General features: G+C 72.5%; 6 protein-coding genes and 5 pseudogenes. 4 read left to right on the forward strand and 7 right to left on the reverse strand.

Annotated elements, in window-relative coordinates; all coding sequences use genetic code 11:
- Positions 1-56 precede the first annotated feature (56 nt).
- Positions 57-1,223 carry a cysteine desulfurase family protein gene (locus DEJ15_RS12365; protein ID WP_284175059.1) on the reverse strand — a complete coding sequence of 389 codons (1,167 nt, stop codon included), beginning with the start codon at positions 1,221-1,223 and terminating at the stop codon, positions 57-59.
- Between the two features lie 407 nt (positions 1,224-1,630).
- On the opposite strand from DEJ15_RS12365, the gene DEJ15_RS12370 reads away from it, so the two are divergent.
- From DEJ15_RS12370 to glgB, 3 genes and pseudogenes are all read left to right on the forward strand, one after another.
- On the forward strand, positions 1,631-3,334 hold the full coding sequence (locus DEJ15_RS12370) for a glycogen debranching protein (RefSeq protein ID WP_284175060.1): 1,704 nt from the start codon (positions 1,631-1,633) through the stop codon (positions 3,332-3,334).
- Positions 3,335-3,460: 126 nt separating this feature from the next.
- Positions 3,461-5,421 (forward strand): annotated as a pseudogene (locus tag DEJ15_RS12375) (maltotransferase domain-containing protein).
- Between the two features lie 377 nt (positions 5,422-5,798).
- A pseudogene (glgB, locus tag DEJ15_RS12380) lies at positions 5,799-7,923 on the forward strand (1,4-alpha-glucan branching protein GlgB).
- A gap of 85 nt (positions 7,924-8,008) precedes the next feature.
- On the opposite strand, the pseudogene DEJ15_RS12385 reads toward glgB, so the two are convergent.
- Together DEJ15_RS12385 and DEJ15_RS12390 are read right to left on the reverse strand one after the other, a co-directional pair.
- Positions 8,009-9,009: pseudogene (locus tag DEJ15_RS12385) on the reverse strand (tetratricopeptide repeat protein).
- 9 nt (positions 9,010-9,018) lie between these two features.
- Complete coding sequence (locus tag DEJ15_RS12390; protein ID WP_284175061.1) at positions 9,019-10,161, reverse strand: DUF8094 domain-containing protein; 1,143 nt, start codon at positions 10,159-10,161, stop codon at positions 9,019-9,021.
- A 612-nt stretch (positions 10,162-10,773) separates the two neighbouring features.
- Between DEJ15_RS12390 and DEJ15_RS12395 the strand changes: the two genes are divergently transcribed.
- On the forward strand, positions 10,774-12,804 hold the full coding sequence (locus DEJ15_RS12395) for a coiled-coil domain-containing protein (RefSeq protein ID WP_284175062.1): 2,031 nt from the start codon (positions 10,774-10,776) through the stop codon (positions 12,802-12,804).
- 29 nt (positions 12,805-12,833) lie between these two features.
- Here DEJ15_RS12395 and DEJ15_RS12400 read toward each other — a convergent pair.
- From DEJ15_RS12400 to DEJ15_RS19590, 4 genes and pseudogenes are all read right to left on the reverse strand, one after another.
- Positions 12,834-13,615: pseudogene (locus tag DEJ15_RS12400) on the reverse strand (alpha/beta hydrolase).
- Positions 13,612-13,918, reverse strand: a pseudogene (locus DEJ15_RS18625) (Rv1322 family protein). The pseudogenes DEJ15_RS12400 and DEJ15_RS18625 overlap by 4 nt, the downstream one beginning before the upstream one ends.
- Positions 13,919-13,930: 12 nt before the next feature.
- Complete coding sequence (locus DEJ15_RS12410; RefSeq protein ID WP_502864379.1) at positions 13,931-14,563, reverse strand: aggregation-promoting factor C-terminal-like domain-containing protein; 633 nt, start codon at positions 14,561-14,563, stop codon at positions 13,931-13,933.
- A 444-nt stretch (positions 14,564-15,007) separates the two neighbouring features.
- Entirely contained in the window at positions 15,008-16,582 is a 1,575-nt protein-coding gene (locus DEJ15_RS19590) for a phosphatidate cytidylyltransferase (RefSeq protein WP_502866101.1), read from the reverse strand.
- Between the last annotated feature and the right edge of the window lie 30 nt (positions 16,583-16,612).

Consider the following 16,612-nt stretch of genomic DNA (forward strand, 5'->3'; position numbering starts at 1 on the left):
CGGCCGGGAGGACCGGGCCGGCTCCGTCCCGTCGCCCGCGGAACCGGGTGGGCCGGTCAGCGTCCGAGCGACGGTTCCCGGGACGCCATGCCGGCGGCACCCGCGCGCGCCACCGCGGCGGGCAGCGCCGCCAGGAACGCGTCGACGTCGTCGTCCGTCGAGGTGTGTCCGAGCGTGATGCGGAGCGCACCGCGCGCGTCGTCCTCGCTGAGCCCCATCGCGAGCAGCACGTGCGAGGCCTCCGGGACCCCGGCCTGACACGCGGACCCGGTGGAGACGGCCACGCCGGCGGCGTCGAGCAGGAAGAGCAGCGAGTCCCCCCCTCGCAGCCGGGGAAGGTGAAGTGCGCGTTGCCCGGGAGCCGGTCGTCCGGGTCCCCCCATGAGCACCGCGGTGGGGACCGCGCTGCGGACCCCGGCGACGAGCCGGTCACGGAGGTGCCGGACGTCGGCGTGCGGCGTGGCGGCGGCCACCCCGAAGGCGGCGGCCGCCGGCGCGTCCTGCGTCCCGCTCCGCACCTGCCGCTGCTGGCCCCCGCCGTGGATGAGCGGCTCGACGACGGCGCGACGCCCGAGCACGAGGGCCCCGACGCCGACCGGTCCGCCGATCTTGTGGGCCGACACGCTCAGCGCGTCGAGCCCGGACGCGGCGAAGTCCACCGGGACCTGGCCGTAGGCGGCGACCGCGTCGCTGTGCACCGGCACGCCGGCGTCGTGCGCGAGCGCGACGATGCGCTCGACCGGCTGGATGGTGCCGACCTCGTTGTTCGCCCACAGGAACGTCACCAGGGCGACGTCGTCCGCGGCGGCGAGTCGGGCCTCCAGTGCGGCCAGGTCGACCCGACCCTGCGCGTCCAGCGGGACGACGTCGACGACGGCGCCCTCGTGGCGCTCCAGCCAGTCGACGGTGTCCACCGTGGCGTGGTGCTCGCCGGCCGGGACCACGATGCGGGGTCGCCGTCGGTCCCGCTGGCGCGCCCAGAACAGGCCCTTCACGGCGAGGTTGATGCTCTCGGTGCCGCCGGAGGTGAAGACGACCTCCACCGGGTCGGCGCCGAGCGACGCGGCGACCCTCGCTCGTCCGTCCTCGAGCAGCATGCGGGCGTGCTGGCCGGCGCTGTGGATGGACGACGGGTTCCCCACGGTGCGCAACGCATCGGTGAACGCGGCGAGCGCCTCGGGCAGGATCGGCGTCGTGGCGGCGTGGTCGAGGTAGACGGGCACGGGGTACCCCTTTCTGGAGCGTTTTCAGGATACCCGGGTGTCCTCGTACCCTGGGGTCGTGTACCAGACGGCGATCGACACCATCCCGGGCTTCCGGCTCGACGACGGCGACCCGCGCTTCGCGCTCCGGTCGGCGACGGCGACGGCCGCGGCGGTGGTCGTCGACGGCCGCGGACGCTTCGACCTCACCCGGCAGGGCGACTCCGACCTGTGGACCGCGGTCACCCCCGGCGTCCGAGCGGGTGACACCTACCACCTCCTCGTCGACGGGCCGACGGGGCCGCGGCACGGGTTCGACCCGGCGCTGCCGCTCCTCGACCCGTACGCGCGGGGCATCGTCCCCACCGGGCACGACCCGGTGGACGGCGCCGACACGGACGGCCACCCCCCGGTGGACGAGCGTCGTCGTGGACGGTGCGTTCGACTGGGGCGGTGTCGGCAAGCCCGAGGTGCCCCGCGACCGCGTGGTCGTGTACGAGGCGAACGTCCGCACCCTGACCGCGGCGAACCCCGCCGTGCCGGAGGACCTCCGCGGCACGTACGCGGGCGTCGCGCACGAGAGCACCATCGCGCACCTCCAGCGGATCGGCGTGACGACGCTCGAACTCCTCCCCGTGCAGGCGTTCGACACGGAACGCTGGCTCCGCGAGGCCGGGCGCGAGAACGCATGGGGCTACAACACGCTCGGGTTCTTCGCCCCGCACGCCGGGCACGCCTCCGCCGCCGCACGGGCAGCGGGTGCGGACGCGGTGCTCCGCGAGTTCAAGGGCATGGTGCGACTGCTCCACGAGGCCGGCATCCAGGTCGTGCTCGACGTCGTTTACAACCACACGGCGGAGGAGGGCCTCGGCGGCCCGACCACGTCGCTGCGCGGCATCGACGGCGCGAACCGCTACCGGTGGTCCGACACGGACACCTACTACGACACGACGGGCTGCGGCAACACGCTCGACACCTCGGTGGAGGCGACCGCCGACCTGGTCCTCGACAGCCTGCGCTACTGGGCGCGCGAGGTGCAGGTCGACGGGTTCCGCTTCGACCTGATGGCCGCGCTCGCCCGGGACGCCGACCACCGGTTCGACCCCGAGCACCCGCTGCTCGACCGCATCCGCAGCCACCCTGACCTGCAGGACACCCTCGTCATCGCCGAGCCGTGGGACGTCGGCCCGGACGGTTGGCGCACCGGGTCCTTCGGTGCCGGGACCCTCGAGTGGAACGACGGCTTCCGGGACACCGTCCGGAAGTTCTGGCTCGGGGACGTCGCCGACGAACGCCGGCACGGATCACCCGACACCGGGATCGGCGGCCTCGCCGGCGCACTGACCGGGTCGCAGCACCTGTTCGGGAGCCGCGGGCCGCTCTCCGGCGTCAACTTCGTCACCGCCCATGACGGGTTCACCCTGCACGACCTGGTGTCGTACGACGCCAAGCACAACGCGGCGAACGGCGAGGACGGCCGCGACGGCTCGAACGACAACCGCTCGTTCAACCACGGCGTCGAGGGCCCGACGGCGGACCGCGGCGTCCGCGCTGCCCGTGGTCGGTCGATGCGGAACCTCATGGCGACCGTGCTGCTGTCCGCGGGCGTCCCGATGATCACCGCGGGCGACGAACGCAGCCGCACCCAGCACGGCAACAACAACGCGTACGTCGTCTCCGAGGACCTGACCCCGGTGGACTGGTCCGACGACGAGGACGCCGAGTCGATGACCGAGACGGTCGCGGCCCTCACCCGCCTCCGCGCCGCACACCCGGCGCTCCGTCCGTCACGCTTCGGCGTCCCCGGGCAGACCACGCCGTCGGCGTCCCGGATGACCTGGTACGGCCCGGACGGTCTGCCGATGACCGCCGAGGGCTGGGACCAGCCGATCCACCGCGCGCTGCAGTACTTCGTCGAGTCCACCCCGGAGCACGAGCCGTACGACCGCGTCCTCGTCGTCGTGCACGGCAGCGGCCGCACCCGCGACCTCACGCTGCCGTCCCGCGAGGACGTCTTCGCGTACCGGCTGGCGTGGTCGAGTGAGAAGCACCGGGACCACGAGCGGCACCGCCCCGCCGGCACCGTGTTCACAGCCTACGGACCGGGCATCCACGTCTTCGAGGTCGTCTGACGATCCGTCGCGCCGCAGCCGGTCCGCCGGGCCCGACACACCAAACGGGGAACACGGACGGCCCGGCCGGGTAGCGTCTGCTCCGTGGCCTCCGTAGACCGACCCCGGCGTCCGAAGATCGGGCGCATCCCGATCACCGAACTCGCCCCGACGACGCCGAACGGCTTCCCGGGCAAGGGCTTCGACGGGGAGGTGATCACGTTCGGCGCGACCGTCTTCCGAGAGGGACACGGTGTCATCGGCGCCGACCTCGTCCTCGTCCGGCCCGACGGCGCGACACGCACCGTCCCGCTGACCCTCGTCGCACCCGGGACCGACCGGTACGAAACGACCGTGCAGGTCGAGGGCGTCGGCGTCTGGGAGTGGCACATCGAGTCCTACGCCGACGACTGGGCGAGCTGGGTGCACGGCGCACGGCTGAAGATCGCCGCCGGCGTCGACACCGACGCGACCCTGCTCGACGGCGCCGCGCTCCTCGAGCGACTCGCCGCCGAGACCGACTCGACCACGGCTGCCCGCGCAGCGGCCCGCCTGCAGGACGAGGACCTCGACCCGGCCGAGCGCCTCGCCGCCGTGGACGACCCCCGTGTCGTCGCCGAGCTCGCCGAGTCGCCGCTCACCTCGCTCCGGACGCGTTCCGCGACGCAGCTGCTCGACGTCGAGCGCACGCGCGCCGGAGTCGGTGCCTGGTACGAGTTCTTCCCCCCGCAGCGAGGGCGCCAAGCGGAATCCGGACGGTTCGTGGAAGAGCGGCGACTTCCGTACCGCGGCACGTCGTCTGCCCGCCGTCGCCCGGATGGGCTTCGACGTCGTCTACCTGCCGCCGATCCACCCGATCGGCACGACGGCCCGCAAGGGACCGAACAACACCCTGACCGCCGGCCCCGACGACCCCGGCAGCCCCTGGGCCATCGGTGGCCCCGAGGGCGGCCACGACGCCATCCACCCCGACCTCGGCACCGAGGACGACTTCCGGGACTTCGTCGAGACGGCGAAGAACACCGGGATGGAGGTCGCGCTCGACTTCGCCCTGCAGTGCTCCCCCCGACCACCCCTGGGTCACCGAGCACCCGGAGTGGTTCACGGTCCGCGCCGACGGGTCGATCGCCACGGCCGAAAACCCGCCGAAGCGCTACCAGGACATCTACCCCATCCAGTTCGACACCGACCCCGAGGGCCTGGTCGCCGAGGTCCTGCGGGTCCTGCGGCACTGGATCGCGTTCGGTGTCCGGATCTTCCGCGTCGACAACCCGCACACCAAGCCGCTCTGGTTCTGGGAGCGGGTCATCCGCGAGGTCCGCGACGAGCACCCCGACATCGTCTTCCTCGCCGAGGCGTTCACCCGCCCGGCGATGATGCGGGCGCTCGCCGAGACCGGGTTCCAGCAGTCGTACTCGTACTTCACGTGGCGGAACACGAAGGAGGAGATCGAGACCTACTTCGACGAGCTGTCCCACGAGACGAGCGCCTACCTGCGCCCGAACCTCTTCGTGAACACGCCGGACATCCTCACCGAGTTCCTGCAGTACGGCGGTCGCGCCGGGTACAAGGTGCGTGCCGCCCTCGCCGCCACCGGCGCCCCGACCTGGGGCATGTACTCCGGGTACGAGCTCTTCGAGGACGTCGCCCGGCCGGGTTCCGAGGAGAACATCGACAACGAGAAGTACGAGTACAAGCCGCGTGACTTCGCGCTCGCCGAGGCCGAGGGCGCGAGCCTGGCCCCGTACGTGACGATGCTCAACCGCCTCCGGTCGGCGCACCCCGCGCTCCGCCAGCTCCGGAACACGACGATCCACTCCGCCGAGGACGACGCGATCGTCGTGTACTCGAAGCACCTGCCCGGGCAGTACAACCGATCGGGCCGTGACGACACCGTCATCGTCGTGGCGAACGTCGACCCGCACTCCTCGCGGGAGACCACCGTGCACCTCGACCTCACCGCCCTCGGGCTCGAGCCCGGCACCCTGTTCGACGTCCGCGACGTCGTCACCGGTGCCCGCTGGACCTGGGGCTCCGCCAACTACGTGCGCCTGGATGCCTTCCAGGAGCCCGTGCACCTGCTCGTCGTGGAAGGACCGCACCGATGACCGACCCGAACACCACACCCGAGCAGAAGCCGTCCACGTCGGCCCCCCGCGGCGGGCACGCCCGGCACCGGCCCCGGCCTGCCCCCGGTCCCGCCGCCGCCGCCCGCGCTCCCCCCGTCGGTCGGAGCAGCCCCGGACCGAGCGCGTCGAGCCGAACACCTCGGCACCCGGCGAGGACCTGCCCGGCGCGCCCGCCGCGCAGCCCGAGTCGCCCTCCCGGGACGTCCCGGAGTCGGCGACGCTCGCCGGCGGGCTGACCAGCGACGCGCCTGTCGCTCCGGAGGCGACCCCCCGCCTCCCGGACGGAGGTCCCGCCGCAGACCACGACGGCGTCCGCGACGGCCACCGAGCCGGTCCCCGCACCGGTCGACGAGTGGATCCGCCAGCAGGTCGCCGAAGGCCGTTGGTCGCAGCCGCACGACGTCCTCGGCCCGCACCCGGTCGAGGGCGGAACGAGCGTCCGCGTCGTCCGCCACCTGGCCACGGCGGTCCGGATCGTCCGTCCGGACGGCGACGACGTCGAGCTCCGACACGAGGGCGAGGGCGTCTGGGCCGGTGCCACCACCGGCGAGCTCGGCCGCTACCGCGTCGAGGCGGACTACGAAGACGACGCCACCTGGACCACCGACGACGCGTACCGGTTCGCCCCGACGCTCGGCGAGCTCGACCTGCACCTGTTCGGCGAGGGCCGCGACGAGCAGCTCTGGCACCACCTCGGCGCACACGTGCAGACCGTCGACGACGTCGAGGGCGTCGCTTTCGCCGTCTGGGCACCCCGCGCCACCGCCGTCCGTGTGATCGGCGACTTCGAGGGGTGGGAGGGCCGCACGACCGCGATGCGCCGTCTCAACGACCTCGGCGTCTGGGAGCTGTTCTGGCCCGGCGCCCTCGAGGGCCAGCGGTACAAGTTCCAGATCCTCACCGACAGCGGTTGGGTGGAGCGGGCGGACCCGTTCGCCCGACGCACCGAGGTCCCGCCGCTCACCGCATCCGTCATCACGAGCGCCCACCACACCTGGTCCGAGGGCGACGACCGGTGGATGGCCGAGCGTGCCGCGTCGACGACGCACGACCGGCCGATGAGCATCTACGAGGTGCACCTCGGCTCGTGGCGCCCCGGCCTGAGCTACCGCGAGGTCGCGGACGACCTCATCGGGCACGTCCAGTACACCGGCTTCACCCACGTGGAGTTCCTGCCCCTCGCCGAGCACCCGTTCGGCGGCTCGTGGGGCTACCAGGTCACCGGGTACTACTCGCCGACCGCGCGCTTCGGCTCCCCCCGACGACCTCCGCTACCTCATCGACCGGCTGCACTCGGCCGGCATCGGCGTCATCATGGACTGGGTCCCCGGGCACTTCCCGAAGGACGAGTGGGCGCTGGCGAAGTTCGACGGCTACGCACTGTTCGAGCACCCGGATCCCCGTCGCGGCGAGCAGCTCGACTGGGGCACCTACGTGTTCGACTTCGGGCAGCCGCAGGTGCGGAACTTCCTCGTCGCGAACGCGCTGTACTGGCTGGAGGAGTTCCACATCGACGGCCTCCGCGTCGACGCCGTGGCCTCGATGCTGTACCTCGACTACTCCCGCACCGAGTGGCTGCCGAACATCCACGGCGGCCGCGAGAACCTCGAGGCGATCACACTCCTGCAGGAGACGAACGCCACCGCGTACAAGCGCTACCCCGGCATCGTGATGATCGCCGAGGAGTCGACCTCGTGGCCCGGTGTCACGCAGCCGACGAGTGCGGGCGGGCTCGGGTTCGGCCAGAAGTGGAACATGGGCTGGATGCACGACACGCTCCAGTACGTCGAGCGCGACCCGGCGTACCGCTCCTACCACCACGACGAGATCACGTTCTCGTTCGTCTACGCGTTCAGCGAGCAGTTCACGCTGCCGATCAGCCACGACGAGGTCGTGCACGGCAAGGGCTCGCTCTACGGCAAGATGCCCGGCGACGAGTGGCAGAAGCTCGCGAACGTCCGTGCCTACCTGGCGTTCATGTGGGCGCACCCGGGCAAGCAGCTGCTGTTCATGGGACAGGAGTTCGCGCAGCCCAGCGAGTGGAGCGAGGCGAACGGTCTCGACTGGTGGCTCCTCGACGACCCGGGACACCGCGGTGTCCAGGACCTGGTCGCCGAGCTGAACCGTGTCTACAAGGAGAACCCGGCGTTCTGGACGCACGACGCCACGCAGGACGGCTTCGAGTGGCTCGAGGGCGGCGACGCACCGCACTCCACGCTCGGTTTCCTCCGCAAGGCCGGTGACGAGCGCATCGCCGTGTTCGTCAACTTCTCGGGCGTCCCCGTCGAGCACCGCTTCGGTCTGCCGACCGCGGGGACGTGGAACGAGGTGCTGAACACCGACGCGTCGGCCTACGGCGGCTCCGGTGTCGGCAACCTCGGCGCCGTGCAGGCCGAGGACGTCCCGTGGGCCGGCCGGCCCGCCTCGGCGAACCTCGTGGTGCCGCCGCTCGGCGCGGTCTGGCTGCGCCTGGCGGACTAGCGCACCGACGCGACGACGGACGGGAGGCCCGGTACCAGCTGGTACCGGGCCTCCCGTCCGTCGTGGGCCGCTCCGCGGCGGCTGCTCAGTACAGCGCGTTGGCGAGCCGCCGTCGCGCCGCGACGACGCGCGGGTCCTCGGAGCCGATGAGCTCGAAGTACTCGACCAGACGGACCCGGAGTGCCTCGCGGTCCTCGCCGAAGACCGTGGGCACGAGGTCGAGCAGGCGCCCGAAGGCGTCCTCGACGTGCCCGCCGCTGATGTCGAGGTCGGCGACCGCGAGCTGTGCGGCGACGTCGCGCTGGTCGGCTCCCGCGGCGGCGCGGATCTCGTCCGCGGTCCGTCCGGACAGCCGGTCGAGGAGCGACACCTGCGCCAGCCCGGCGACGGCCATCTGGTCGTGCGGGTCCTGCAGGATCGCGGTCCGGTACTCCGCGATCGCGGCGGCGTAGTCCCCGCGCTCGATCGCGTCGTACGCGGCCTGGTGGTGCGGGGGGCAGCGGCTCGGGCTCCGGCTCACCCTGCTCGGCGCCCTCGGGCACGTCCGCAGCGCCGTCGACCTGCACGCGGCCCGCGACGCCGTTCTGCTCGGCGGCCTGGAGCACCTGCTCGAAGACGTCGCGGACCTCGGCCTCCGGCAGTGCACCGACGAACAGTCCGAGCGGACGTCCACCGATGACCGCGGCCACCGTGGGGATCGACTGCGCCTGGAAGGCCTGCACGAGCTGCGGGTTCGTGTCGGCATCGACCTTGGCGAGCACGAGACGGCCGGCGTACTCCTCGGTCAGACGTTCGAGCACCGGGGGAGAGCTGCTTGCACGGCCCGCACCACTCGGCCCAGATGTCCACGATGACCGGGACGACCGTCGACAGCTGCACGACGTCCTGGAAGCTCTGGTCCGTGACGTCCATGACCAGCGACGGGACGCTCAGGACGCCGTCGGGCTGTCCCGCACCGGTCGGCGCGGGCGTACCGGCACCGGTGGTCGCGGGGGCGGTCTGCGGCCGCTGTGCGCGGTCGACGAGGGACGAGAGGTCGACCGCTCCGCGCAGGCTGGACGGGGTCGGGGGGGGGACGTTGGTCATTGCACCTCACTAGCTGCGATCAGGCCCTGGGTGAACCCGAGGAGTTCTATCTTGTCGTCCGAGCCCACCGGGGGGCACGGAGAAGAGCAGCTGGACGCCGTACGTCGCCCGCACGCCCTTCGTGCTCGAGTCGACGCCCGACAGCGCCTTCACGGCGCCCTCGGTGTTGACCTTCGCCCCAGTGGCCGTCGGCGTGACCTCCTCGACCTCGTCGAGGTCCACGGAGACGAGCGCACCCGCGGTGTTCGTGGCGAGTGCCAGCGGGGTGTCGTCCGGGATCTCCGACGAGAACGCGATCTCGGCCGTGTCGTCCAGCGACTTCGCCTTCTCGTCCTTGTAGGACTTGCCGATCCGGGTGCGGAGGTCGTCGCCGTCACCCGCGAACAGGTCCGCGGAGGGGCTCTCGGCGTCCTTGGACAGGATGTCCGCGTAGGCCGCCGCCACCTCGTCCGGAGCGAGCGCGAGGAGCTTCGAGTCCGGGGCGAGCTGCGCGGCACCGATCGCGGTTGGGGCGAGCGAGGGCAGCTGCGCGTCCGCCTCGAGCGAGACGGCGTACTCCACCTTGTAGTCGGAACGGGCGTCCTGCTGCACGAGCGTCAACGCCTGCGGGGCGGTCTGCTCGTCGGAGCAGTCCGCGGCGACGACTGCGAAGACCGTCCGCGGCCAGGAGTCCGTCTGCTGCGGGAGCGCCACGCAGACGTCGTCCGCCGCGATCGCCGGCAGCGGCTTCGCCTCTGCATCGGCGTCCCGGATCGCGTAGTTGGCCTTCCGGAGCTCCAGGGCCGGTCCGGCGAACCGGGTACCGGCGAGGTCGGCGTCCTTGTCCGCGTCCGCCTGCTCGGCGACGTCGGCGACGCGGGAGACGATCCGCGAGATCTGCTGCTTCGTGGCGGCCGTGGCCGGGGCAGGTGCGGCACCGCCGGTCGCCGTGGCGGTCGGTGTGGGCGTCGCGCCCGCGTCGCCGCCCTGGGGCCAGTACTCGGATGAACAACCGCTCAGCACGAGCGCACCGGCGACGAGCACCGGCACGGCCACGAAGGACCGACGACCGCGTCGGCTCCGTGCCGGGACCTGTGCCCCGGCAGCGGCGGCACGACGGGAGGCACGGACACGCGGCGGTCGTCCGCCCCCCGCTCCGACGACGCGGACCACGGGACCGACGCTGGTGCAGGAACGCCCAGACCAGCAGGACGACCCCACCGAGGACGAACAACCCGCCGACGGTCAGGAGCGGACCGACGGACGGTGTCGCGGTGTCGCGGGGCCACGTGACGGAGACGTCCGACGGGGCCGGCGCCGACCCGTCGGAGGCGACCACGAGGGACACGTCCGCGGGCAGCCGCACGGTGAACTGCCGGGCGTCGTCGTACTCCTGGTACCAGAGGTCGCTGCCCCGCGGGTCCGGCACCTCCGTCGCGGTCCCGGTGGTGCGCGCCGTGAGCTTGCCCGCTGCGGCGTCGTAGCGCAGGGTCGTGTGTGCGGCATCGCCGACCCAGGCGTCGACGTCCGACGTCCTGCCGTAGGCCGCGAACACCTTCCCCGTGCCGGAGACGCTGATGCGCTGGTAGCCGGGGTTGGCGTTGAGCACGCTCCCCGGGATCACGGTCACCGGGGCGGACGTCGTACCGCTGGTCGCGGCGACGATCGAGGACGGGGGCGCGAACACCGTGCGCTGCCCGACGCCGAGACCGACGAGGAGCACCCCGATGACGAAACTGACGATCGCCAGGACGAACCGCACGGACTCTCTCCCTCCGCGCCGGGGTGGGGTGGACGGCGCGCGAAACAACGGTCCAGGGTACCCAGGACAGCTGTGAGGCGCATCCCCCCGGGCCTGGTCCACGCCTCCAGGGGCCGACCTGGACGCACCACTACACTCGGGGTCCGGACCGCACGGGGTGGTCCGGGACGACCGCAGGGAGCGACGCGTGGCGAACGACGAGGCAGAGTTCGGGACCGAACTGCGGGGGGTACCGCAAGGACGAGGTCGACCGTGCTCTGAACGACCTCCGCCGCGAGCTCATCAAGTCGAACACCGACCGGGCCGAGGCGGCGAAGGAGATCCGCCTGCTGCAGTCCCGCGTCTCCGACCTGCAGGGCGAACTGGACGAGGCCGGCACGCCGACGTACAGCGGCCTCGGTACCCGCCTGGAGTCGACGCTCCGCGTGGCCGAGGAACAGTCGACGCGGCTCATCAGCCAGGCCGACATCGACGCCCAGCGGCTCCGTGCCACCAGCCGGACCGAGGCGGAGCGCGTCCTGCGCGAAGCACGCGACGAAGCGCACGACACGCTCGAGGACGCGCGGACCCGGGCGACGAACGAGCTCTCCCGCGCCCGGGCAGAGTCGGCCGACACGGTGGAGCGCGCGCGTGCCGAAGCCGGGATCCTCGTGCAGGACGCCCGGAACGAGGCCGCCGCCGTCCGCGGGGCCGCCGTGACCGAAGCAGCCGAGGTGCGGTCGGTCGCGATCCGTGAGACGAACGCGCTGCGCGCCCAGGTCGAGCACGAGGTCGCCGAACTCCGTGAGGTCGCGCAGCGGGAGTCGGCAGCCGCCCGCCGTGCCGCCGCCGACCTCGAGCGCGAGACGGAGCACCGTCGCAGCGTCTTCGAAGCCGACCAGACCCGCCGACTCGAGGACCTCGACCGCGAGGAGAGCACCCGCCGCGAAGCCCTCGAGCGCACCCTCACCGAGGCGCGCACGGCCTGGGAGCGCGAACACGGCGCAGCCCGACAGGCCCTGGACCTCGAGGTCGAGAGCGCGCGCGCGGAGCTCGCCGCCGAGGTCGACCGCCGCCGCGCCGAACTCGCAGCCGAGGTCGACGACCGCCGCCGACAGCTCGACGAGGACCTCGCCGCCGCCCGGGCCACGTGGGAACGCGAACTCGCCGGGGCGCGGACCGCGCTCGAGCAGGAGATCGAGGCCGCGCACGCGCAGCTCCGTGTCGACACCGAGCAGACCGCCGCCGAGAACGCCCGCCGCGTCCAGGAGACCACGGAACGGATCGAGCGCGAGACGGCCGACCACCTCGACCGCATCCAGCGGGAGCGCGAGGCCGCCGAAGCCGCAGCCGAGCGGGCTGCACGGGAGCACGAGAACGAACTCGCCGCACGCCGGGAGCGCGAGCACGCCGAGGTCGACACCGAGATCGCCGATCGACGGAGCGCCGAGCTCGACGCCCTGTTCGCCGAGCGGACCGCCCTGCGACAGGAGATCGACACGGCACGCGCCGCCCTCGCGCAGGAGCGTGACGAAGCCCGGGCGACCGTCGAACGCGAACGGGAGGACGCTCGGGCCGCCCTCGAGACGGAGTTGGCCGCCCGACGGGACGACGCCGAGCAGGAGTACCTGGAACGCCACCGCGCCACCGTGACCGAGACGCAGAAGTACCTCGACGAGGCGAACCTGCAGCTCGCCGAGGCGACGCGGCGCGCCGCCGCCGCCCGGGAGATCGCCGACCGCCTCGAGCGGGAGGCCGCCGACGTCGCACGACAGCAGGAGTCCGACGCCCGGGAACGAGCCGCGGACCTCGTCCGCGACGCCCAGGAACGTGCGCACCGACTCGTGGCCGACGCCGAGGAGCGGACGGCGCTCCTGCTGGCCGAGGCCGAGGACCGTCTCGGCGCCATCCGCACCGAGCGGGAGGCCGTGGCCGGCTACCTGGAGAACCTGCGGGGCGTGCTCACGCACGCGGCAGGCGTCATCGAGGAGCAGGGCGCCGCTCGTCCCGCCACGGTCGGCGCGGACGACGCGGACCAGTCCCGGCTCGAGACGGACGGCGACGCGGCTCGCTGACCGGTCGCCCGGGGCCGGCGCTGGTCGGGCTAGGCCTGCGTCGGCCAGTGCGTGGGCAGCGGAGCGCTGCCCGGCACGACGAGGTCCGCGACGGCGTCGAGGACGACCCGCACGTACTTCTCCCCCACCCACAGGTGCTTCGCGCCGGCGACGGGCACGACCCGGACGTCCGGTGCGACGGCGAACCGGCGGACCGCATCGTCCGGCACGAGGAAGTCGTCGTGCTCGGGGACGAGGGCGACCACCGGCACGCCCACGCCCGACCACCGGGCGAGCTCCTCGTCCGTGGTCCGGTGCAGCGGTGGCGACAGCAGGACGACCCCGGCGACGTTCCCGGCCTCGACGTGCTCGAGCGCGTGCTTCAGGATGACCTCCGTCCCGAAGGACCACCCGACGAGCCACGGCGTCGGCAGGCCCCGCACGACGACCTCGTCGACGGCGGCCCGGAGGTCGAAGCCCTCGGACACCCCGTCGCCGAAGACACCCTCGGACGTCCCGCGCGGTGAGGTGACGGAGCGGAAGTTGAACCGCAGGACGGCCAGGTCGGCCAGCGCGGGGAGCCGGGCCGCGGCCTTCTTCAGGACGTGCGAGTCCATGAAGCCCTGCGCGGTGGGCAGCGGGTGCAGCGTGACGAGTGTCCCCCCGTGCCGGTCGGTCCAGCGGCTCGGCCAACTCCCCCCACCAGCGTCAGGTGGTCGTCGGTGACGAGCTCCACGTCCGTCCGCCGAGCAGGCAGCACGGTGCCGGAACGGATCTCCTCGCCGGGCGCAACCGGCTCGCGGGTCTGTCCCTCGGGGCGTTCGGTCGTCATGCGATGCTCCAGCAGTGATGGTGCCAATGACGGCGCGCAGCGAGGTCGGCGGCGTCGCCGAGCACCCCGTCCGCACGCCACACGACGACGTGCGCGGTCCCGGGTTCGATCGTCAGGCCGCAGCCCGGGCAGAGGTACTCCTTCTGCGCCGATGCTGCCGAGATCGGTTGCACCGACCACTCGCGGCCACGACGGACTTCGGTCCGGCGCCAACCGCCCGTCAGTCGCTCGAGTCCGGCCCCCCTCAGGGACGTCATCGTGGCCACGACCACGCGGGCGACGCGGCCGGTTGCTCCGCGGCACCGCGATCGCCGATCAGTACCAGTTGTACGAGACGCTGTGCGCCCAGGCGCCGCAGGGCGTGCCGTAGACACCGGTGATGTAGTTGAGTCCCCAGGTGATCTGCGTGGCGGGGTTCGTCTGCCAGTCGGCACCGGCGGAGGCCATCTTGCTGCCCGGGAGGGACTGCGGGATGCCGTACGCACCGCTCGGGTTGTAGGCGTTCACCCGCCAGCCGGACTCCTTGTTCCAGAGCGAGACCAGGCAGCTGTACTGGTCGTTGCCCCACCCGCGGGCGGCGACCATCTGCTGCGCGATCGCCTGGGCGCTACCAGGGTCCGGCGTCGCTGCGGTGGCGGCCAGGGGCGTGCTCGCGGCGGGCTGCGCTGCGGTGGCGTCGTCCTCGGTCGACGCGGTGTCGCTCGACGCACTGTCGGTCCCCGCGGGCGTGGCGGTCGGAGTCGGCGTGGGAGTCGGCTTGGGCGCGGGCTTGACGACGTCGAACCCGTCGCGGGCCGCGTCGAAGTCCCCGTACGTGCCGTGCGCCGAGAACTGCTGGGGCGTCGAGATCGGAGCCGGGGCGAGCACGGGCGCGGCCGTGGCGGCGTCGGTCTGCATCGGGTTGAACAGCGATCCACCGACGAAGGCCGACACGGCGAGGAACGACATCGCCGGGATCGTCGAACGCTGCCGCACGAACCCGTTGAAGGACCGCGGGGTCGACGGCTTCGACGGCGCGACGGACCGCGCGCGGGACCGGCGGACGATCCGGGCGGCGGGAGCGGTCACGACAGCTGCGGCCCGCGTGGCCTCGGCGTCGGAGACGCGGTTCGCTGCGACGGACACCGGCGCGATGACGGGAGCGACGGGCTGCTCCTGCTGGGCCGGGGTGGGACGGACGACCGAGGTCTCCGCCGTGCGCGTTCGGTTCTTCGCCGCTCGTCGCTCGCTGACGATCGCGTGATCGTGCAGTTCGCGGTTCGCGCGGTCGGATCGAGTGTCTGCCGTGTGCCTGCCCATGAGTCCGACCAGGATAACGGAACGATCACGGAAAGCGAAGCACCTGGGGACGGCGATTCGGCAGACGCCGATGCGGCCCGTTGCGCCCGTCCGTCAGCGCACGGCGAGCATGACCTCGACGACGGCGTCGAGGAGGGCGTCGACCTGGGCTTCGCGGTACCCGCCGTGCTTCGGACGGAACACGATCGACCGGACCTCGGTCAGGCTCAGCGGCTTGCCGTCCTTGAAGTAGCCGTGCAGCCGGCGCGAGAACGCGTCGACGTCCTTCGGGTGGTAGCCGGTCGTCAGGACGCTCACGCGCTGGAACCGCTGCCCGTCGGGTCGGCCGAGTCGCGCGACCACGTCGGACGCCTTGCTCCGGGCCTCCGCGTACCAGGCCTTCTGGCCGACGTCGGCGATCTCCCGCTCACGCTCACGTGCGGCGAACGCGTCCTCGAGTCGTTCCAGCGCGGCGTCGACGTGTTGCGTCGAGTAGCCGCCCTTCTTCATCGAGAAGGCGGTCGCGCGGATCTTCGCCGCCTCGATCCCGGGGGGCGCTGTCGTTCGCGGTGTAGGCACGCCGAGCGTCCTCGAGGAAACGCTCGACCTCGTCGGCGTCGTAGCCGAGGACCGAGCGGGGGGGCAGTCGGGAACGTCGAAGGCACGGCGCCATTGTGCCAGGCCTGTGTCGGAGCACTTCCTGGACGCGCGGGGACAGCGTGCGCGGAGCCCCGTCCGGAGTGTGGTCAGCGCACGATGACGAGGTACATCAGGTACGCGATGGCCGCCGACGGCAGGATGCTGTCGATCCGGTCGAGCAGCCCGCCGTGGCCCGGCAGGAACGAAGAGATGTCCTTGATCCCGAGGTCGCGCTTGATCATCGACTCGGTGAGGTCCCCGAGCGTGGCCGATCCGGAGATGAGCACCCCGAGGATGATCCCGGTCCACCAGGGCAGTCCGAGCATCAGCCACGTGACGAGGATGCCGACGAGGATGCTCGCCGCGACCGATCCCCCCGAAGCCCTCCCACGTCTTCTTCGGGCTGATGCGCGGCGCCATCGGGTGCTTGCCGAGGTTGATGCCCGTCGCGTACGCCCCGGTGTCCACCGCGACGACCACGAGGATGAACGCGATCACCCAGCGTTCGCCGTGGTCCTGCGCGGACAGGAGCACCACGCAGGCACCGAGCAGCGTCACGTACGCCTGGACGAACAACCCGTTCGTGAGGTCGCGGACGACGTTCTGCGCCGACGGCTTCGTGCGGGCGAAGGCGACCTCCACGAGGCGCCACACCGAGATGACGACGACGCCGCCGAGCAGCGTCGACAGCGCCCAGTCCTGCCCGCCGAGGAAGGCGGCCGGGACGGTCGCGACCGCGACTGCGACGCTCGGGATCCTCGGGACGTCACGACCCGCGAACCGCATCGCACTCGCGAGCTCGTAGACGCCGACGCCGAGCAGGAACGCGGCGACGAGCATGAACACCGGTTTGAAGACCAGGAGCGACGCGAGCATGACCACCGCGAACGCGAGTGCGATCGCGATCGCCGCCGGCAGGTTCCGCCCGGTGCGGGCGGTCAGTGCTTCGTTGCGCACACCGAACTCGGCACGACGTTGCCGGATCTGCGCCTCGAAGTCGCTCCGGGCCGCCCTCGCCCGCGCGTCGAAGTCCTGTCGGAACCCCGTCATGCGGCGGTCATCTGATGTGGGGCGGTCGTC

Origin of the sequence: Curtobacterium sp. MCJR17_043, assembly GCF_003224315.2 — a bacterium.
In the GTDB taxonomy this organism is placed as follows: domain Bacteria; phylum Actinomycetota; class Actinomycetes; order Actinomycetales; family Microbacteriaceae; genus Curtobacterium.

Excerpts from the sequence above, each read along its gene's own strand:
- DEJ15_RS12410 (WP_502864379.1), bottom strand. The coding sequence starts at position 14,563 with ATGTCGTTCCTCGCCGTGTCGGCCTTCGTCGGTGGATCGCTGTTCAAC.
- DEJ15_RS19590 (WP_502866101.1), bottom strand. The coding sequence starts at position 16,582 with ATGACGGGGTTCCGACAGGACTTCGACGCGCGGGCGAGGGCGGCCCGG.